The organism is Sphingopyxis sp. 550B, assembly GCF_057401805.1.
In genome coordinates this window covers 2,672,241-2,686,711 of record NZ_CM171610.1, presented here as the reverse complement: position 1 = coordinate 2,686,711, position 14,471 = coordinate 2,672,241, and the positions used below count along the sequence as shown (strand labels likewise).

17 protein-coding genes, 1 tRNA gene and 1 other RNA gene are annotated in these 14,471 nt (G+C 66.4%); 7 read left to right on the top strand and 12 right to left on the bottom strand.

Annotated features, from left to right (window positions below):
• Nucleotides 1-34: 34 nt before the first annotated feature.
• Both AC2S9W_RS12635 and AC2S9W_RS12630 read left to right on the top strand, forming a co-directional pair.
• Entirely contained in the window at nt 35-322 is a 288-nt protein-coding gene (locus AC2S9W_RS12635) for a chorismate mutase (protein ID WP_067107705.1), read from the top strand.
• Nucleotides 319-1,014, top strand: a complete 696-nt coding sequence (locus AC2S9W_RS12630) for a glutathione S-transferase N-terminal domain-containing protein (protein ID WP_076075620.1) — start codon at nt 319-321, stop codon at nt 1,012-1,014. The genes AC2S9W_RS12635 and AC2S9W_RS12630 overlap by 4 nt, the downstream gene beginning before the upstream one ends.
• 269 nt (nt 1,015-1,283) lie before the next feature.
• Here AC2S9W_RS12630 and AC2S9W_RS12625 read toward each other — a convergent pair whose 3' ends face one another.
• The 9 genes from AC2S9W_RS12625 to ffs all read right to left on the bottom strand — a co-directional run bounded on the left by AC2S9W_RS12625 (nt 1,284) and on the right by ffs (nt 9,324).
• Complete coding sequence (locus AC2S9W_RS12625) at nt 1,284-2,687, bottom strand: sensor histidine kinase (RefSeq protein ID WP_212597244.1); 1,404 nt, start codon at nt 2,685-2,687, stop codon at nt 1,284-1,286.
• 10 nt (nt 2,688-2,697) lie between these two features.
• Complete coding sequence (locus AC2S9W_RS12620) at nt 2,698-3,363, bottom strand: response regulator transcription factor (protein WP_067107710.1); 666 nt, start codon at nt 3,361-3,363, stop codon at nt 2,698-2,700.
• A gap of 118 nt (nt 3,364-3,481) precedes the next feature.
• Nucleotides 3,482-3,790, bottom strand: coding sequence for a hypothetical protein (locus AC2S9W_RS12615; RefSeq protein WP_067183997.1), 309 nt, complete (start codon nt 3,788-3,790; stop codon nt 3,482-3,484).
• A gap of 88 nt (nt 3,791-3,878) precedes the next feature.
• Nucleotides 3,879-3,953, bottom strand: a tRNA-Val gene (locus AC2S9W_RS12610).
• A 152-nt stretch (nt 3,954-4,105) separates the two neighbouring features.
• Entirely contained in the window at nt 4,106-4,378 is a 273-nt protein-coding gene (locus AC2S9W_RS12605) for an HU family DNA-binding protein (RefSeq protein ID WP_067107716.1), read from the bottom strand.
• Between the two features lie 157 nt (nt 4,379-4,535).
• Nucleotides 4,536-6,932 (bottom strand): endopeptidase La, encoded by a 2,397-nt coding sequence (lon, locus tag AC2S9W_RS12600; RefSeq protein ID WP_076075625.1) that lies wholly within the window; start codon nt 6,930-6,932, stop codon nt 4,536-4,538.
• A gap of 153 nt (nt 6,933-7,085) precedes the next feature.
• Entirely contained in the window at nt 7,086-7,421 is a 336-nt protein-coding gene (locus AC2S9W_RS12595) for a YbaB/EbfC family nucleoid-associated protein (protein ID WP_067107723.1), read from the bottom strand.
• Nucleotides 7,418-9,124, bottom strand: a complete 1,707-nt coding sequence (locus AC2S9W_RS12590; RefSeq protein WP_082797028.1) for a DNA polymerase III subunit gamma/tau — start codon at nt 9,122-9,124, stop codon at nt 7,418-7,420. Before AC2S9W_RS12590 ends, AC2S9W_RS12595 begins: the two co-directional genes overlap by 4 nt.
• Before the next feature lie 102 nt (nt 9,125-9,226).
• Nucleotides 9,227-9,324, bottom strand: an RNA gene (gene ffs / locus AC2S9W_RS12585) — signal recognition particle sRNA small type.
• 182 nt (nt 9,325-9,506) lie between these two features.
• Between ffs and AC2S9W_RS12580 the strand changes: the two genes are divergently transcribed.
• Complete coding sequence (locus AC2S9W_RS12580; RefSeq protein ID WP_199775073.1) at nt 9,507-9,863, top strand: nuclear transport factor 2 family protein; 357 nt, start codon at nt 9,507-9,509, stop codon at nt 9,861-9,863.
• A 7-nt stretch (nt 9,864-9,870) separates the two neighbouring features.
• On the opposite strand, the gene AC2S9W_RS12575 is transcribed toward AC2S9W_RS12580, so the two are convergent.
• Both AC2S9W_RS12575 and AC2S9W_RS12570 read right to left on the bottom strand, forming a co-directional pair.
• Nucleotides 9,871-10,209, bottom strand: a complete 339-nt coding sequence (locus AC2S9W_RS12575) for a 2Fe-2S iron-sulfur cluster-binding protein (protein ID WP_104959571.1) — start codon at nt 10,207-10,209, stop codon at nt 9,871-9,873.
• The gene (locus tag AC2S9W_RS12570) at nt 10,206-11,291 is read right to left on the bottom strand and encodes a cysteine desulfurase family protein (RefSeq protein WP_076075634.1); all 1,086 of its coding nucleotides are present in this window, start codon (nt 11,289-11,291) and stop codon (nt 10,206-10,208) included. The genes AC2S9W_RS12575 and AC2S9W_RS12570 overlap by 4 nt, the downstream gene beginning before the upstream one ends.
• A gap of 241 nt (nt 11,292-11,532) precedes the next feature.
• Between AC2S9W_RS12570 and AC2S9W_RS12565 the strand changes: the two genes are divergently transcribed.
• Nucleotides 11,533-12,189 carry an alpha/beta hydrolase gene (locus AC2S9W_RS12565; protein WP_067107735.1) on the top strand — a complete coding sequence of 219 codons (657 nt, stop codon included), beginning with the start codon at nt 11,533-11,535 and terminating at the stop codon, nt 12,187-12,189.
• Between the two features lie 23 nt (nt 12,190-12,212).
• On the opposite strand, the gene AC2S9W_RS12560 is transcribed toward AC2S9W_RS12565, so the two are convergent.
• Nucleotides 12,213-12,377 (bottom strand): hypothetical protein, encoded by a 165-nt coding sequence (locus AC2S9W_RS12560; RefSeq protein ID WP_169799658.1) that lies wholly within the window; start codon nt 12,375-12,377, stop codon nt 12,213-12,215.
• Between the two features lie 114 nt (nt 12,378-12,491).
• On the opposite strand from AC2S9W_RS12560, the gene rpiB reads away from it, so the two are divergent.
• The 3 genes from rpiB to AC2S9W_RS12545 are packed head-to-tail and all read left to right on the top strand — an operon-like array spanning nt 12,492 to nt 14,468.
• Nucleotides 12,492-12,941 (top strand): ribose 5-phosphate isomerase B, encoded by a 450-nt coding sequence (gene rpiB, locus AC2S9W_RS12555; RefSeq protein WP_067107737.1) that lies wholly within the window; start codon nt 12,492-12,494, stop codon nt 12,939-12,941.
• Nucleotides 12,938-14,245 (top strand): serine hydroxymethyltransferase, encoded by a 1,308-nt coding sequence (glyA, locus tag AC2S9W_RS12550; RefSeq protein WP_067107740.1) that lies wholly within the window; start codon nt 12,938-12,940, stop codon nt 14,243-14,245. Before rpiB ends, glyA begins: the two co-directional genes overlap by 4 nt.
• A gap of 4 nt (nt 14,246-14,249) precedes the next feature.
• Nucleotides 14,250-14,468, top strand: a complete 219-nt coding sequence (locus tag AC2S9W_RS12545) for a hypothetical protein (protein ID WP_076077890.1) — start codon at nt 14,250-14,252, stop codon at nt 14,466-14,468.
• Nucleotides 14,469-14,471: the final 3 nt, after the last annotated feature.

Sequence of the window (14,471 nt, the reverse complement as noted above, 5' to 3'; positions counted from 1 at the left end):
GTGCCAAGCGTGCCGGGCACGAGAGGAGCCGCGCATGGACGACCAGTTGAGCCGTTACCGCCAGAGCATCGACAATATCGACGCGGCGCTGATCTATATGCTCGCCGAACGGTTCAAGGTGACGAAGGCGGTGGGCGAGTTGAAGGCACGGATCGACCTGCCGCCTGCCGATCCCGACCGCGAGGCGCGCCAGGTCGAGCGGCTGCGCGGCCTGGCCCGGGAGGCCGACCTCGACCCCGAGTTCAGCGAGAAATTCCTCCGCTTCATCATCGACGAAGTGATCCGCCACCACGAACATTTCAAAAGGGAGGCCGGTGCATGACCCTCGATCACCCCATTTTCGCCAAATGGCCGGCGCGCCATCCCGAGCGGCTGCAACTCTTCACCGCGCCGACCCCCAACGGCGTCAAGGCGAGCATCATGCTCGAGGAAACGGGCCTGCCCTATGAGGCGCATCGCATCGACATCATGGCGAACGAAAGCCATGACCCGGCCTTTCTGGCACTGAACCCCAACGGCAAGATTCCGGCGATCTACGATCCCGACGGACCGGGCGGAAAGCCGCTGGCGCTGTTCGAATCGGGGGCGATCCTGATCTATCTCGCCGACAAGACGGGGATGTTCCTGCCCGCCGATCCCAACGCCCGCTACGAAACGATCCAGTGGGTGATGTGGCAGATGGGCGGTGCCGGCCCGATGTTCGGCCAGCTCGGCTTCTTCCACAAGTTCGCCGGACGCGACTATGAGGACAAGCGTCCGCGCGACCGCTACGCGGCCGAATCCGCGCGGCTGCTCGGGGTGCTCGACGACCGGCTCGATGGACGGACGTGGATCATGGACGAGGGTTACAGCATCGCCGACATCTCGCTGCTCGGCTGGGTGCGCAACCTGATCGGGTTCTACGACGCCGCCGACATCGTCGGGTTCGAGCGGTTCCGCAACGTGCAGGCTTGGCTCGACCGCGGGCTCGCGCGGCCGGCGGTGCAGCGCGGGCTGGAGGTCGGGGCGGCTTAAGCCACAAAAGCCCCGTATGCGCGATTGGGCAGGCGAACGGCGAACGGGTCAAAGAGTCATCGTCATGCCGGCACGGCCGGATAATGCAGGACAGCGGAATTTCGCGCGGGTTCGGTGAGCCGGGAGGTGGAGCGCCCTTCTTACTTTCACCTTGTCGTTCCCGCGAAAGCGGGAAGCCAGGGAAAGGTCAGCTGGCGCATGCTCTGGACCCCCGCTTTCGCGGGGATGACGAAGATGGGGAATGTCCACCGCTCCAGCAACCTGTACCGCTACCCCGCCGGTAGCCGTAGGCGCACGAGCGCGCCGCCCAGGTCCTCGCTTTCCTCCAGCGCGACGCTGCCGCCATAGATTTCGGCGACGTCGCGGACGATCGCCAGGCCCAGACCGGTTCCGGGCTTGTTGCTGTCGAGCCGTACGCCGCGGTCGAAGATGCGATCGCGATCGGTCGGCGAAATGCCCGCGCCGTCGTCCTCGATCAATATCTCTGCCATGTTGCCGTCGCGCTGCACCGTGACGAAGACGCTGCCGCCACCATATTTGGCGGCATTGTCGAGCAGGTTGCCGACCAGTTCGTCGAGGTCCTGGCGCTCGACGCGCGCGACGACATTCCTGTCGCCCGCGGCGTCCAGCCGCACGTCGGGATAGAGTGCGGCGACCGCGCGCGACACGCTGTCGACGCTGGCGAAGACATTGGCGCGCGCCTGCGCCGCGCCGCGCCGACCGACCGCGCGCGCGCGCGCCAGATGATGGTCGACCTGCCGCCGCATCGCCGCCGCCTCGCGCCGCACGATGTCGGCGAGGTCGCTCGTCGAACCGGTGGCGCTAGTGAGCAGGACGGTCAGCGGCGTCTTGAGAGCATGGGCGAGGTTGCCGGCGTGCAGCCGCGCCTCCTCCGCCTGCTTTTCATTGTGCGCGAGCAGCGCGTTGAGTTCATCGACCATCGGCTGCACCTCCAGCGGCAGCGGCGCGATGATGCGGCGATTTTCCCCGCCGCGCATCGCCGCGATCGCGCGGCGGATATGGCGCAGCGGCCACAGGCCATAGAAGGTCTGCAAGCCCGCGAGCACGATCAGGCCAAGGCCGAGCAGCGCCAGGCTGGGGATCAGCGTCGCGCGCACCGCCCGGATCTGAAGGTCGAGCGCCTCGCGCGACTGGGCGATCTGGAAGCGCCAGTTGACCTTGCTGCCGGGCAGCACGACATCACGCTCGAGCACGCGCAGTTCCTCATCGGGGAACTGGCGGCTGTCATAGGTGTGGAGTTGCCGGTCGTCGTGCTTGTCCGACGTGTCGAGGCGACGCTCCCACAGCGAGCGCGACGGATAGGGTTCCTGCCCGCCGCCGCTGATCTGCCAGTAAAGGCCGCTGTACGGTTCGAGGAATCGCTGATCGCCGAGCGGCTCGATCATCCGCACCTCGCCGTCGGGACCGATTTCCGACGAGCGGATCATCGCGATCAGCACATATTCGAGGTTCGAATCGAAATTGCGCGTTATCGCGCCGGTCAGCACCCGGTCGAGCGCGAAGCCGCCGCCGATCAGCAGCAGCGATATCCACAGCGCGGCGATCGCGATCATGCGCCGCGCCAGCGAGCCGGTGATGCGGCTCGTCAGCGCCGGGCGCGATGCGAAATCGTCGCTCGCCGCTTCCGCTTTCGCCGCATCCCCCTCGGTCATCGGCCGACGGTCAATCCTGTGGATCGTCGAGCTGGTATCCGAGGCCGCGGATGGTGGTGATGATGTCGGCGCCCAGCTTCTTGCGGATGCGCGTCACGAAAACCTCGATCGTGTTCGAATCGCGGTCGAAATCCTGATCGTAGATATGCTCGATCAGCTCGGTGCGCGACACCACCTTGCCCTTGTGGTGCAGGAGGTAGGAGAGCAGCTTATATTCCTGCGCGGTCAGTTTCACCGGCTCGCCGCCGAGCGTCACGCGGCCCGAGCGGGTGTCGAGGCGCACCTTGCCCGCGACGAGTTCGCTCGACGCATTGCCCGAGGCACGGCGGATCAGCGCGCGCAGCCGCGCGATCAGTTCCTCGGTCTGGAAAGGCTTGGCGAGATAGTCGTCGGCACCGGCGTCGAGCCCGGCGACCTTGTCCGACCAGCTGTCGCGCGCGGTCAGGACGAGCACGGGGAAATTGCGCTTTTCCTTGCGCCAGCGGTCGAGCACGGTCAGCCCGTCGATCTCCGGCAGGCCGAGGTCGAGGATCGCGGCATCGTAGCTTTCGGTCGAACCCAGGAAATGCCCCTCCTCGCCGTCGGTGGCAAGGTCGACGGCATAGCCGTTTGCTTCGAGCGTCGCCTTGAGCTGCGGCCCGAGCGTGGGTTCATCTTCAACAATCAGGATCCGCATTCAAAGGCCTTTCTGCCGCGGACCGGCACCCGCCGGCCGCCTGGGTTGCGACTGTCTAACAACTCCGAACGATCATCGCAAAATGTCGTTGCACGAAGCGGGATTCAGCGGAAGGAATTCAGGGCTTGCGGCCCACGATGCGGCCGGTGCGCGCGTCGACATAGACGACGACGACCTGGCTGCCGTCCATGAACTTGAGCGCATAGACCATCTGGCTGGCGATGAACTGCGGCCCGCCGAGATAGGTCATTCCATTATAGGGCGGACGCGAGCGCACCTCCGCGATCAGCTTGTTGAGCGGGATCACCTCGCCCTGCGCCGCCGCCTCGCGCAGATGGTCCTGATCGCGGTCGCCGCGCGCGGCCGCGGGGGCGCCCGTCGAAAGCAGGACCGCCGAAGCGAGCGAAAGGATCAGGGCGCGGGTCATGACCGCATCCTGTAAGTCCGACGCATTGAATAGGCGATGAATGACGTGGTCAGCCCCCATATCGCTTCGGGTTCGGCCGTCCGGATCATGGTGGGCGCGGCAAGGATTGAACTTGCGACCCCACCCGTGTGAAGGGTGTGCTCTACCACTGAGCTACGCGCCCGTTCCGGCATGTTGCGGCTGATGCCGCGTCCGAAAGCGGGTCGTCCATAACCGCTGCGGCGATGATTGCAACGGGCTTTTGCACGCACCGCATGCAAATCGGGCCGCGACTTGCGCCGCGGCCCGAGATTTGTTCGCCAAAAGGCGCCTGCCTTAGTTGCAGGCGTCCTTGAGGGCCTTGCCGGCCTTGAACTTCGGCTGGTTCGACGCCGCGATGGTCATCGTCTCGCCGGTGCGCGGGTTGCGGCCGGTCGACGCCTTGCGCTTGCTGACCGAGAACGTCCCGAAGCCGACGAGACGGACTTCGCCGCCCTTCTTCAGCGATGCGGTAATCGCGTCGAAAACGGCCTCGACCGCCTTGCTCGCATCGCCCTTGGTCAGGCCGCTCGAGTCAGCGACGGTGGCGATCAGGTCTTGCTTGTTCATGCCTAAGGAACCCCTGTGAGTGGTTGTAAGTGATTCATGGCCTTGCCATGGCGCGTCACTAACGCCGTTTCACCCCGCCTTGTCAAAGCAAAAAACGGGGAAAAACGCCCCGAATCGGCGTTTTTGCGACGAAAAGCGCTCCGTACGCCACGCCCGGTCAGTGCCGGATCGCCGATTCGGGGTCGGCGCCGGGCGCCAGCGGCGGCGACGCGGCCAGTTCGTCGGCCTCGGTCCACTCGATCGGTTCGACGGGTCCGGTCAACGCTTCGGCCAGGACCTGGTCGGCGTGACTGACCGGCACGATCCGGAGCTTCTCGGTGATATTCGCCGGAATCTCGACCAGATCCTTCTCATTCTCCTCGGGAATCAGGACGGTCGTGATGCCGCCGCGCAGCGCCGCGAGCAGCTTTTCCTTGAGCCCGCCGATCGCGAGCACCCGCCCGCGCAGCGTCACCTCGCCGGTCATCGCGACATCCTTGCGCACCGGGATGCCGGTGAGCGTCGACACCATCGCGGTGACCATGCCGACGCCCGCCGACGGACCGTCCTTGGGCACCGCGCCTTCGGGCAGGTGGATATGGATGTCCTTGCGCGCGAACAGGCTGGGCTTGATGCCATAGGCCGGGGCGCGCGCCTTCACGAACGACAGCGCCGCCTGCACCGATTCGGTCATCACCTCGCCGAGCTTGCCGGTCGTCCGCACCTGGCCCTTGCCGGCGACGGTCACCGCCTCGATCGTCAGCAGTTCGCCGCCGACCTCGGTCCAGGCAAGGCCGGTGACCGCACCGACCTGATCCTCGCGATCGCCGACGCCGTGGCGGAATTTCTGCACGCCGGAAAACTCGGCCAGATTCTCGGGCGTGATGGTGACGCTCGTCACCTTGCCTTCGAGAATCCGGCGCAGCGCCTTGCGCGCCAGCCGCGCGATCTCGCGCTCCAGCGTGCGGACGCCCGCTTCACGCGTGTAATAGCGGATGAGGTCGCGCAGCCCGTCTTCGGTCAGTTCGAACTCGTCGGGCTTCAGCCCATGCGCCTCGACCTGCTTGGCGATCAGGTGACGCTTGGCGATCTCGACCTTCTCGTCCTCGGTATAGCCTTCGAGCCGGATGATCTCCATGCGGTCGAGCAAAGGCTGCGGCAGGTTGAGCGAGTTGGCCGTCGTCACGAACATCACGTCCGACAGGTCGACGTCGATTTCCAGATAATGGTCCTGGAACTTCGCATTCTGTTCGGGATCGAGCACCTCGAGCAGCGCCGACGCCGGGTCGCCGCGGAAATCCTGGCCGAGCTTGTCGATCTCGTCGAGCAGGATCAGCGGGTTCATCGCCCCCGCCTTCTTGAGGTTGGTGACGATCTTGCCCGGCAGCGAGCCGATATAGGTGCGGCGATGGCCGCGAATCTCGGCCTCGTCACGCACGCCGCCCAGCGACTGGCGCACGAACGCGCGGCCCGTCGCCTTGGCGATGCTGCGGCCCAGCGAGGTCTTGCCGACGCCCGGCGGGCCGACGAGGCACAGGATCGGCCCCTTCAGCTTGTTGGTCCGCGCCTGCACCGCGAGATATTCGACGATGCGGTCCTTGACCTTTTCGAGCGCATAATGGTCGTCGTCGAGCACCGCCTGCGCGGTCGCGATATCCTTCTTGAGCTTCGACTTCTTGCCCCAGGGCAGGCCGAGCAGCGTGTCGAGATAGTTGCGGACGACCGTCGCCTCGGCCGACATCGGCGCCATCGCACGCAGCTTCTTCAATTCGGCTTCGGCCTTGGCCTTGGCTTCCTTCGACAGCTTGAGCGTGTCGATCTTCGTCTGGAGTTCGGCAAGATCGTCGCCACCCTCGCCATTGTCGTTACCGAGTTCGCGCTGGATCGCCTTCAACTGTTCGTTGAGATAATATTCGCGCTGGCTCTTCTCCATCTGCCGCTTCACGCGGCCGCGGATCTTCTTTTCGACCTGCAGCACGCCGAGTTCGCCCTCCATGAAGGCGAACACCATTTCGAGCCGCTTGGCGGGCGCCTCTTCCACAAGCAGCGCCTGCTTGTCGGCGACCTTGATGTTGAGGTTGCCGGCGACCGAATCGGCGAGGCGCGAGGCGTCGTCGATCTGCGAGAGTTGCACCGCGGTTTCGGCGGGCATCTTCTTGTTGAGCTTCGCATATTGCTCGAACTGGTCGACCACCGACCGCATCAGCGCGGCGGTGTCGACGCTGTCGTCGACCGCGTCGGCGGTGGGATCGACGGTCGCCATCACGGCCTTGTCCTCGGTCGCGAGGTCGATCAGCCGGGCGCGCTGCTTGCCCTCGACGAGCACGCGGACGGTGCCGTCGGGCAACTTCAGGAGTTGGAGCACCGTTGCAATTACGCCGGTATCGTAGAGGTCGTCGCGTACCGGATCGTCCTCGCCCGGATCGAGCTGGGCGACGAGGAAGATTTCCTTGTCGGCCTCCATCGCCGTCTCGAGCGCCGCGACCGAACGGTCGCGGCCGACGAACAGCGGAACGATCATGTGCGGGAAAACGACGATGTCACGTAGCGGAAGAAGGGGAAAGGTCTGGCTCATCAGGGCTCCTGGAAGGCGCTCCGAGCGGACGCGCCTCCCTGTTCATAGGGTCGTTATCGCTAATATGGCGTAACCTGCCGCCTATTCAATGACACGGGGCTGAACGGCGACCTCCCAACTCCGCGAACGGGGGTTCAGGGCGCCGGGGAGACCTCAGAACGGCAGCTTGAAGCCCGGGGGCAGCGGCAGGCCGCTCGTCATCTTGCCCATTTCCTCGTTACTCGCCTGGTCGGCCTTGTCGCGCGCGTCGTTGAAGGCGGCGGCGAGCAGGTCCTCGAGCATCTGCTTCTCGCCCGGGACCATCAGGCTGTCGTCGATCGCGATGCCCTTGATCCGCCCCTTCGCGCTGGCGCGAATCCGCACGAGCCCGCCGCCCGAGACGCCTTCGACCTCGATCGTGTCGAGCTTGGCCTGCGCCTCCTGCATCTGCGCCTGCACCGAAGCGGCCGCTTCCTGCGCCGCCTTCATCATTTCCTCGATGGATTTCATGACTGGAACCTTTGCTGATGATGCTCGTCCTCGACAAGCCTTGCGTCGGGAAAAGCCGCCAGGGCAGCCTTCACGACAGGCAGTTCGCGAATCCGCGCGTCATTGTCGGCGCTCTTCGCTTCCGCCACGTCCTTCAGGCTCGGGCGCGCCTCGCCTTCGCCGGCGCGCACTTGCCAATGACTGCCCGTCTGCGCGCGCAGCACCTCCCCCAGCCGGCGCGCGAAATCGCCGTCGAGCGTCGGGACCGCGGCGAACACCAGCAGCCCGGGCTCCAGCTCGATCACGCGCACCTCGTCATGGACCTGCCGTGCGAGCTGCTGGTGCCCGCTGCTGTCGAGAAGATGATGAATCTGCCGGATCGTGAGCGCCACCGCCGGAGTCTCGGCGGGCGCCACTGCCGCGCTCTCCGGTCCGGCCGCCGCGGGACCCGGCGAAGGGGGCGCCGACAGGGCGGACGCACCGCCCGCCTCGATGCGCTTCGCGAGCTCGCCCGGATCGGGCAGCGAGGCGGCGTAGATGACGCGCAGCAGCAGCATTTCGAGATGCTCGAGCGGATTATTCGCGCGCAGCACCTCCTCATGCCCCTTGAGCAGGAGCTGCCAGAGGCGGTTCAGCGGCGCGAAGCCCAGCTTCTGCGCCCAGTCGCCGATGCGCGCGCGGTCATCGTCCGACAGCGCCGGGTCCTCGTGGCGCGACACCTTGGCAAGGGTGACGGCATGCGTCAGGTCCATCAGCCCGCGCACCATCGCGACCGGTTCGATCCCCAGCGCATATTGGGCGCGGGCGAGGTCGATCGCGCCGCCCGCATCGCCCTCCAGGATCGCCGCCATGAGTTGCGCGATCGTCGAGCGATCCGACAGGCCGAGCATCGTGCGCACCTGCTCGGCGGCGATCCGGCCACCGCCGCCGCCGGATTCGAGATCGGCGTGCGCGATCGCCTGGTCGAGGATCGACAGCCCGTCGCGCACCGAACCCTCGGCCGCATTGGCGATCAGCCAGATCGCCGGCGCCTCCGCCTCCACCCCTTCCTTCTGGAGGATGGCGCTGAAATGCGCGAACAGCATGTCGGGGGTGATGCGGCGGAGGTCGAAGCGCTGGCAGCGCGACAGCACCGTCACCGGCACCTTGTTGACCTCTGTCGTCGCAAACAGGAACTTGACGTGCGGCGGGGGTTCCTCAAGCGTTTTCAGCAGCGCGTTGAAGGCGTTGCGCGACAGCATGTGCACTTCGTCGATGATGTAGATCTTGTAGCGTGCCGACACCGCGGCGTAGCGCACCGCCTCGATGATCTCGCGCACGTCGTCGACGCCGGTGTTCGACGCGGCATCCATCTCGATCACGTCGATATGGCGGCCTTCGGTGATCGCGCGGCACGGTTCGCAGACGCCGCACGGATCGATCGTCGGCCCGCCCTGCCCGTCGGGACCGATGCAGTTGAGCGCCTTGGCGATCAGCCGCGCGGTCGAGGTCTTGCCGACACCGCGCACCCCGGTCATCAGGAAAGCATGCGCGAGCCGATCGCGGGCGATCGCATTGCCGAGCGTGCGGACCATCGCGTCCTGGCCGATCAGTTCGGCAAAGGTCTGCGGCCGATATTTGCGCGCAAGGACGCGGTAAGGCCCGGCCTGCGCGGCGGGCTGCGCCGGCGTTTCGGGCAGGTCCATTCCCGGCATCGCGGGTTCATCGTCGGCGGAATCGCTCATGCGCCCGTCTTAGGGGCGGCCGGAGCGCTTGTCGAAGGGGAATGCGAGGCCGCCGCACCCACATGCTTACGTCATCCCGGGGTGACGATTCAGACATGTCGTGAGGGTGGGAGCCGGAACGACCCGCAGCGAATTCGTTGCGGCTGCTTCCTTCCGGACCTGACCGGGTTGGCGAAGACTGCGTCCGCCCGACTCCCGGCGCGGATATGGCGGCGGATCGCGCGAAATGCAAGCAGGAGCCGTTCTGTAGACATCTTTCGGATTTGAATTTCCATTTCCGGCTTCCTACAGATCATGGCGGCACCCGGAGGACGGACGATGGAAGCCAGCGTAAGAAGGATATGAGAGCGTCTTCAACCGCTCCCTCGCCGGCGACACCGATATGACGGAGGTCGCGGCGCTATATGCGTCGGAGTTCATCGCAGCATCGCCTGCGGGCGTGGTGACCGGCAAGAACGACGATCAGCTGAAACAGGTCATGGCGCAGGGCTATGAACGCTATCGGGCGATGGGGACGAAGGAGATGCGGATACGCGACATCCGCGTTTCCCCCATGGATGAGCATCATTGCGTGGCCCATGTCGCCTGGACGGCACATTATGCCCGCAAGGATCGACCGGATGTGGCAATAGACTTCGACGTTCACTACTTCGTTCAGAAACTGGAGGACGAACCAAAGGTTTTCGGCTGGGTATCGGGCGACGAACGGGCGCTTCTGAAAGAGCATGGTATCGTCTGAGGTCGATTCAACGCGCGCCCTGCATGTTGCGGCTTTCCCCCGGGATATGCACGGTCAGTCCGTCGAGCGCCTCGGTCAGCACGATCTGGCACGACAGGCGGCTGGTGCGGCGGGCGCCGGCGGCGAGGTCGAGCATATCCTCTTCCTCTTCGCTCGCGGGCGGCAGGCGGTCGAAATCCTCGCGCACGACGATGACGTGGCAGGTCGAGCAGGCCATCTGGCCTTCGCATGTGCCCTCGAGCGGCATCAGATGCGCCTGCGCGACGTCGAGCAGGACGTCGCCGGGGACCGCCTCGGCCTCGGTGCGACCCTTGCCATCGGCGTGGATGAAAGTGACGCGCATCAATCGACTCCCTGCAGCCGCGCCGCGTCCCTGATCGCGGTCAGGCCGTCGCGCAATTCCGCCTCGCTGGTATAGCGCCCCCAGCCGAGGCGGATCGAGGCGCGCGCATCGGCCTCGCTTACCCCCATCGCGCGAAGCACATGGCTGACCTTTCCGGAGCCGCTGCCGCACGCGCTGCCGAGCGAGAAGGCGACGTTCCGCGCATCGGACATCAGGCGCAGTCCGTTCACCCCCTCGCGCCGGATGTTGAGATTGCCGTGATAGCGCCGCTCGACCGAACCGTTCACCGTCCATCCGGGCAGGCCGTCGAGCGCAAGCGACCAGAGGCGCTCGACATGGCGCGCGTCGGTGTCCGCGCGCTCCGCCATCAGTGCCGCCGCCGCGCCGAAGCCGGCGCACAGTGCGGGCGACACGGTGCCCGACCGCATTCCCTGTTCCTGCGCGCCGCCGAGCAGCAGCGGCGGCAGGTCGACGCCGTCCTTCACCCACAGCGCGCCGATCCCCTTCGGCCCGTGGATCTTGTGCGCCGACAGCGCGATCAGGTCCGGCCCATCGGGAATCGCGACGCGGCCGTAACCCTGCACCGCATCGCACAGCAGCAGGCTTTGCCTCGCATGCGCGGCGGCGACGAAATCGGCGACCGGCTGGATCGTCCCGACCTCATTGTTGACGAGCATCGCCGCGACGATGCCGCCCTCCGGAATCAGCGCCGCATCGGGGGGGAGCGCCAGCCCCTCGCCATCGACCGGCAGGACCGCCGCATTCAGGCGTTCGAGGCATTGCAGCGACGCGGCATGTTCGATGGCGAGCCCCGCGACGCCGCCCGGCTTCGCCTCCGCGCCGCGCAGCAGCGCCCAGTTGAGCGCCTCGGTCGCGCCCGAGGTGAAGAAGACGCGCCCTCCCTTCGGCAGCAGCGCCGCGACCTGGTCGCGCGCGACCTCGACCGCGGCGGCGGCGGCGCGGCCGGCCTTGTGCGTGCTCGACGGATTGGCGAAGCTGTCGCCGTCATCGGACAGCCAGCGCAGCATCGCCTGGCGCGCTTCGGGGGCGAGCGGCGTCGTGGCCTGGTAGTCGAGGTAGATCATTCCGCCGGTCTCTGCTCTTCCATCTCTCATCATCGTCACCCCGGACTTGATCCGGGGTCCATTCACGCAGCGTCGAAAGAATGGACCCCGGATCAAATCCGGGTGACGAACAAGCACTTATTGCGAACGATTCGCAAAAGTTGCAACTTGCCACCGATTTTCTATATAGGCGCCAATTCCGCTCCGCCACCCCGTACCCCACGCGAATCGGTGGCCAGCCCGACACAGATAAAGGTGCTCCATGCCCGACGTCATTTTCCCCGGCCCCGAGGGCCGCATCGAAGGCCGCTTCTCTCCCCCGCCGCGCCCGCGCGCGCCGGTCGCGCTGATCCTGCATCCGCATCCGCAGGGCGGAGGCACGATGAACGACCGCATCACCCAGGCGATGTACAAGAGCTTCGTCGCGCGCGGCTTTGCGACGTTGCGCTTCAACTTCCGCGGCGTCGGACGCAGCCAGGGGACGTTCGACAACGGCATCGGCGAACTCTCCGATGCCGCGTCGGCGCTCGACTGGGTGCAGTCCATCCATCCCGAGGCGCAGACGACCTGGGTCGCCGGCTTCAGCTTCGGCGCCTGGATCGGCATGCAGCTTCTGATGCGCCGCCCCGAAATCCGGGGCTTCCTGTCGGTGGCGCCGCCCGCGAACATGTATGATTTCAGTTTCCTCGCGCCCTGCCCTTCGTCGGGGATCATCGTCGCGGGCGGCGCGGACGAGATCGTGCCGCCCACCGCGGTGCAGAAGCTGGTCGACAAGCTGCGGACGCAAAAGGGCATCACCATCCATCACGACGAGATTCCGCGCGCGAACCACTTCTTCGAGCATGAACTCGACCAGTTGATGAAGAGCCTCGACAATTATCTGGACATGCGGCTCGCGCCCGATTCACCGATCCGGTAACAACCCGTCGCGGGGGCGACGCATCAGGTCGTCGGGATCAGCCAGATCGCGACATTGGCGAACATCACCAGCGCCGCGACGAACATCAGCAGCGCGCGGCGCCGGTCTCCCTTGCGAAAGAGATAGGCGCCGCCGCCGGTCAGCGCGACCCCGGTGAACACCAGAACGGACATGATCGTGTCGGACATCGCGCCGCCTTATCGCCCGCGTCACAAATTTACCACCTCGCTTATGGCAAAGCGGGGCGGCTTCGCCTAAAGCGCGCTCATCCGATTCCCTCGAAACCCAGCGGGAGACGCGCCATGCGCATCGCCATTGCATCCGACCATGCCGCATATGAGCTGAAGGCCCTGCTGGCGGAATGGCTGCGCGGCGAGGGGCACGAGGTTGCCGACCTCGGCACCAACGGGCCGGAATCGGTCGATTATCCCGATTATGGCTACGCTCTCGCCGATGCGGTCGCGACCGGCGGCGCGGAGCGCGGCGTCGCGCTGTGCGGGTCGGGCATCGGCATCTCGATCTCGGTCAATCGCAACCCGGCGTGCCGCTGTGCGCTCGTTTCCGAACCGCTGTCGGCGAGGCTCGCACGCGAGCATAATGACGCGAACGTCATCGCGATGGGCGCGCGGCTGACCGGCATCGACATGGCGAAGGCGTGCCTGACCGCCTTCCTGTCCACCGATTTCGCCGGCGACCGCCACGCGCGCCGCGTCGACAAGCTTTCCAACCCGCAACTGGAGACCAGCCGATGACCACAGACACGCTCGACAAGCCCATCAAATCGGCCGGTTATTTCACCGACGGCGTCGGCACGACCGACCCCGCGGTCGCGGCGGCGATGCAGCATGAGCTGGAACGCGAACGCTATCAGATCGAACTGATCGCGTCCGAGAACATCGTCTCGAAGGCGGTGCTCGAGGCGCAGGGATCGGTCTTCACCAACAAATATGCCGAAGGCTATCCGGGCCGCCGCTATTATCAGGGCTGCGGTCCGTCGGACGAGGTCGAGACGCTGGCGATCGACCGCGCGAAGCAGCTTTTCGACTGCAATTTCGCCAACGTTCAGCCGCATTCGGGCGCGCAAGCGAACGGTGCGGTGATGCTGGCGCTGACCAAGCCGGGCGCGACGATCCTCGGCATGAGCCTCGACGCCGGCGGCCACCTGACGCACGGCGCCGCGCCGGCGCTGTCGGGCAAATGGTTTAACGCCATCCAATATGGCGTGCGCGCCGACGATCATCTCGTCGATTTCGACCAGGTCGAACGCCTTGCCAAGGAGCATCGGCCGGCGCTGATCATCGCGGGCGGTTCGGCCTATCCGCGCACGCTCGACTTCGCGCGCTTCCGCGCCATCGCCGACGATGTCGGCGCGCTGCTGATGGTCGACATGGCGCATTTCGCGGGCCTCGTCGCGGGCGGCGCGCACCCGTCGCCGATGGAACATGCGCATGTCGTCACCACGACGACGCACAAGACGCTGCGCGGCCCGCGCGGCGGCATGGTGCTGACCAATGACGAAGCGATCGCGAAGCGGATCAACTCGGCGGTCTTCCCGGGCCTGCAGGGCGGCCCGCTGGTGCATGTCATCGCCGCGAAGGCGGTCGCCTTCGGCGAAGCGCTGCGCCCTGAGTTCAAGACCTACGCCAGGGCGACGATCGCCAACGCGCAGGCGTTGGCGAACCGGCTGAAGGCTCGGGGCGCCGATATCGTCGCGGGCGGGACCGACACGCACCTTGCGTTGATCGACCTGCGCCCGCTCGGCATCACCGGCCGCGACGCGGACGAAGCGCTCGAACGCAGCGCGATCACCTGCAACAAGAATGGCGTCCCCTTCGACCCGCTGCCGCCGGTCAAGACCAGCGGCATCCGCGTCGGATCGCCCGCCGGCACGACGCGCGGCTTCGGCATCGCCGAATTCGAGGCGATCGGCGACATGGTCGCCGACGTGCTCGAAGCGCTGCGCGACAAGGGCGAGCAGGGTGACGCCGATGTCGAGGCCGACGTCCGCGCGCGCGTCCGCGCCCTGTGCGAACGCTTCCCCATCTATCAGGGATAGGATGATGGCGCGCCAGCACCCCGAGGAGCCGACGCTGGTCGAACTGACGATCGAAGAGGTCAAGGCGATGGGCCGTCAGGGGATGGACCATCCCTCGACGCGCCCGGTGCTGACCGGCGGGGCGATCGGCGCGGTCGCCGGTGCGTTGCTGCCCGTCGTGAGCTGGCCGGTCGGCCTGCTCGCGGGGGCGGCGATCGCGCTCTATGGCCGGGTGAAACGCTGAGCG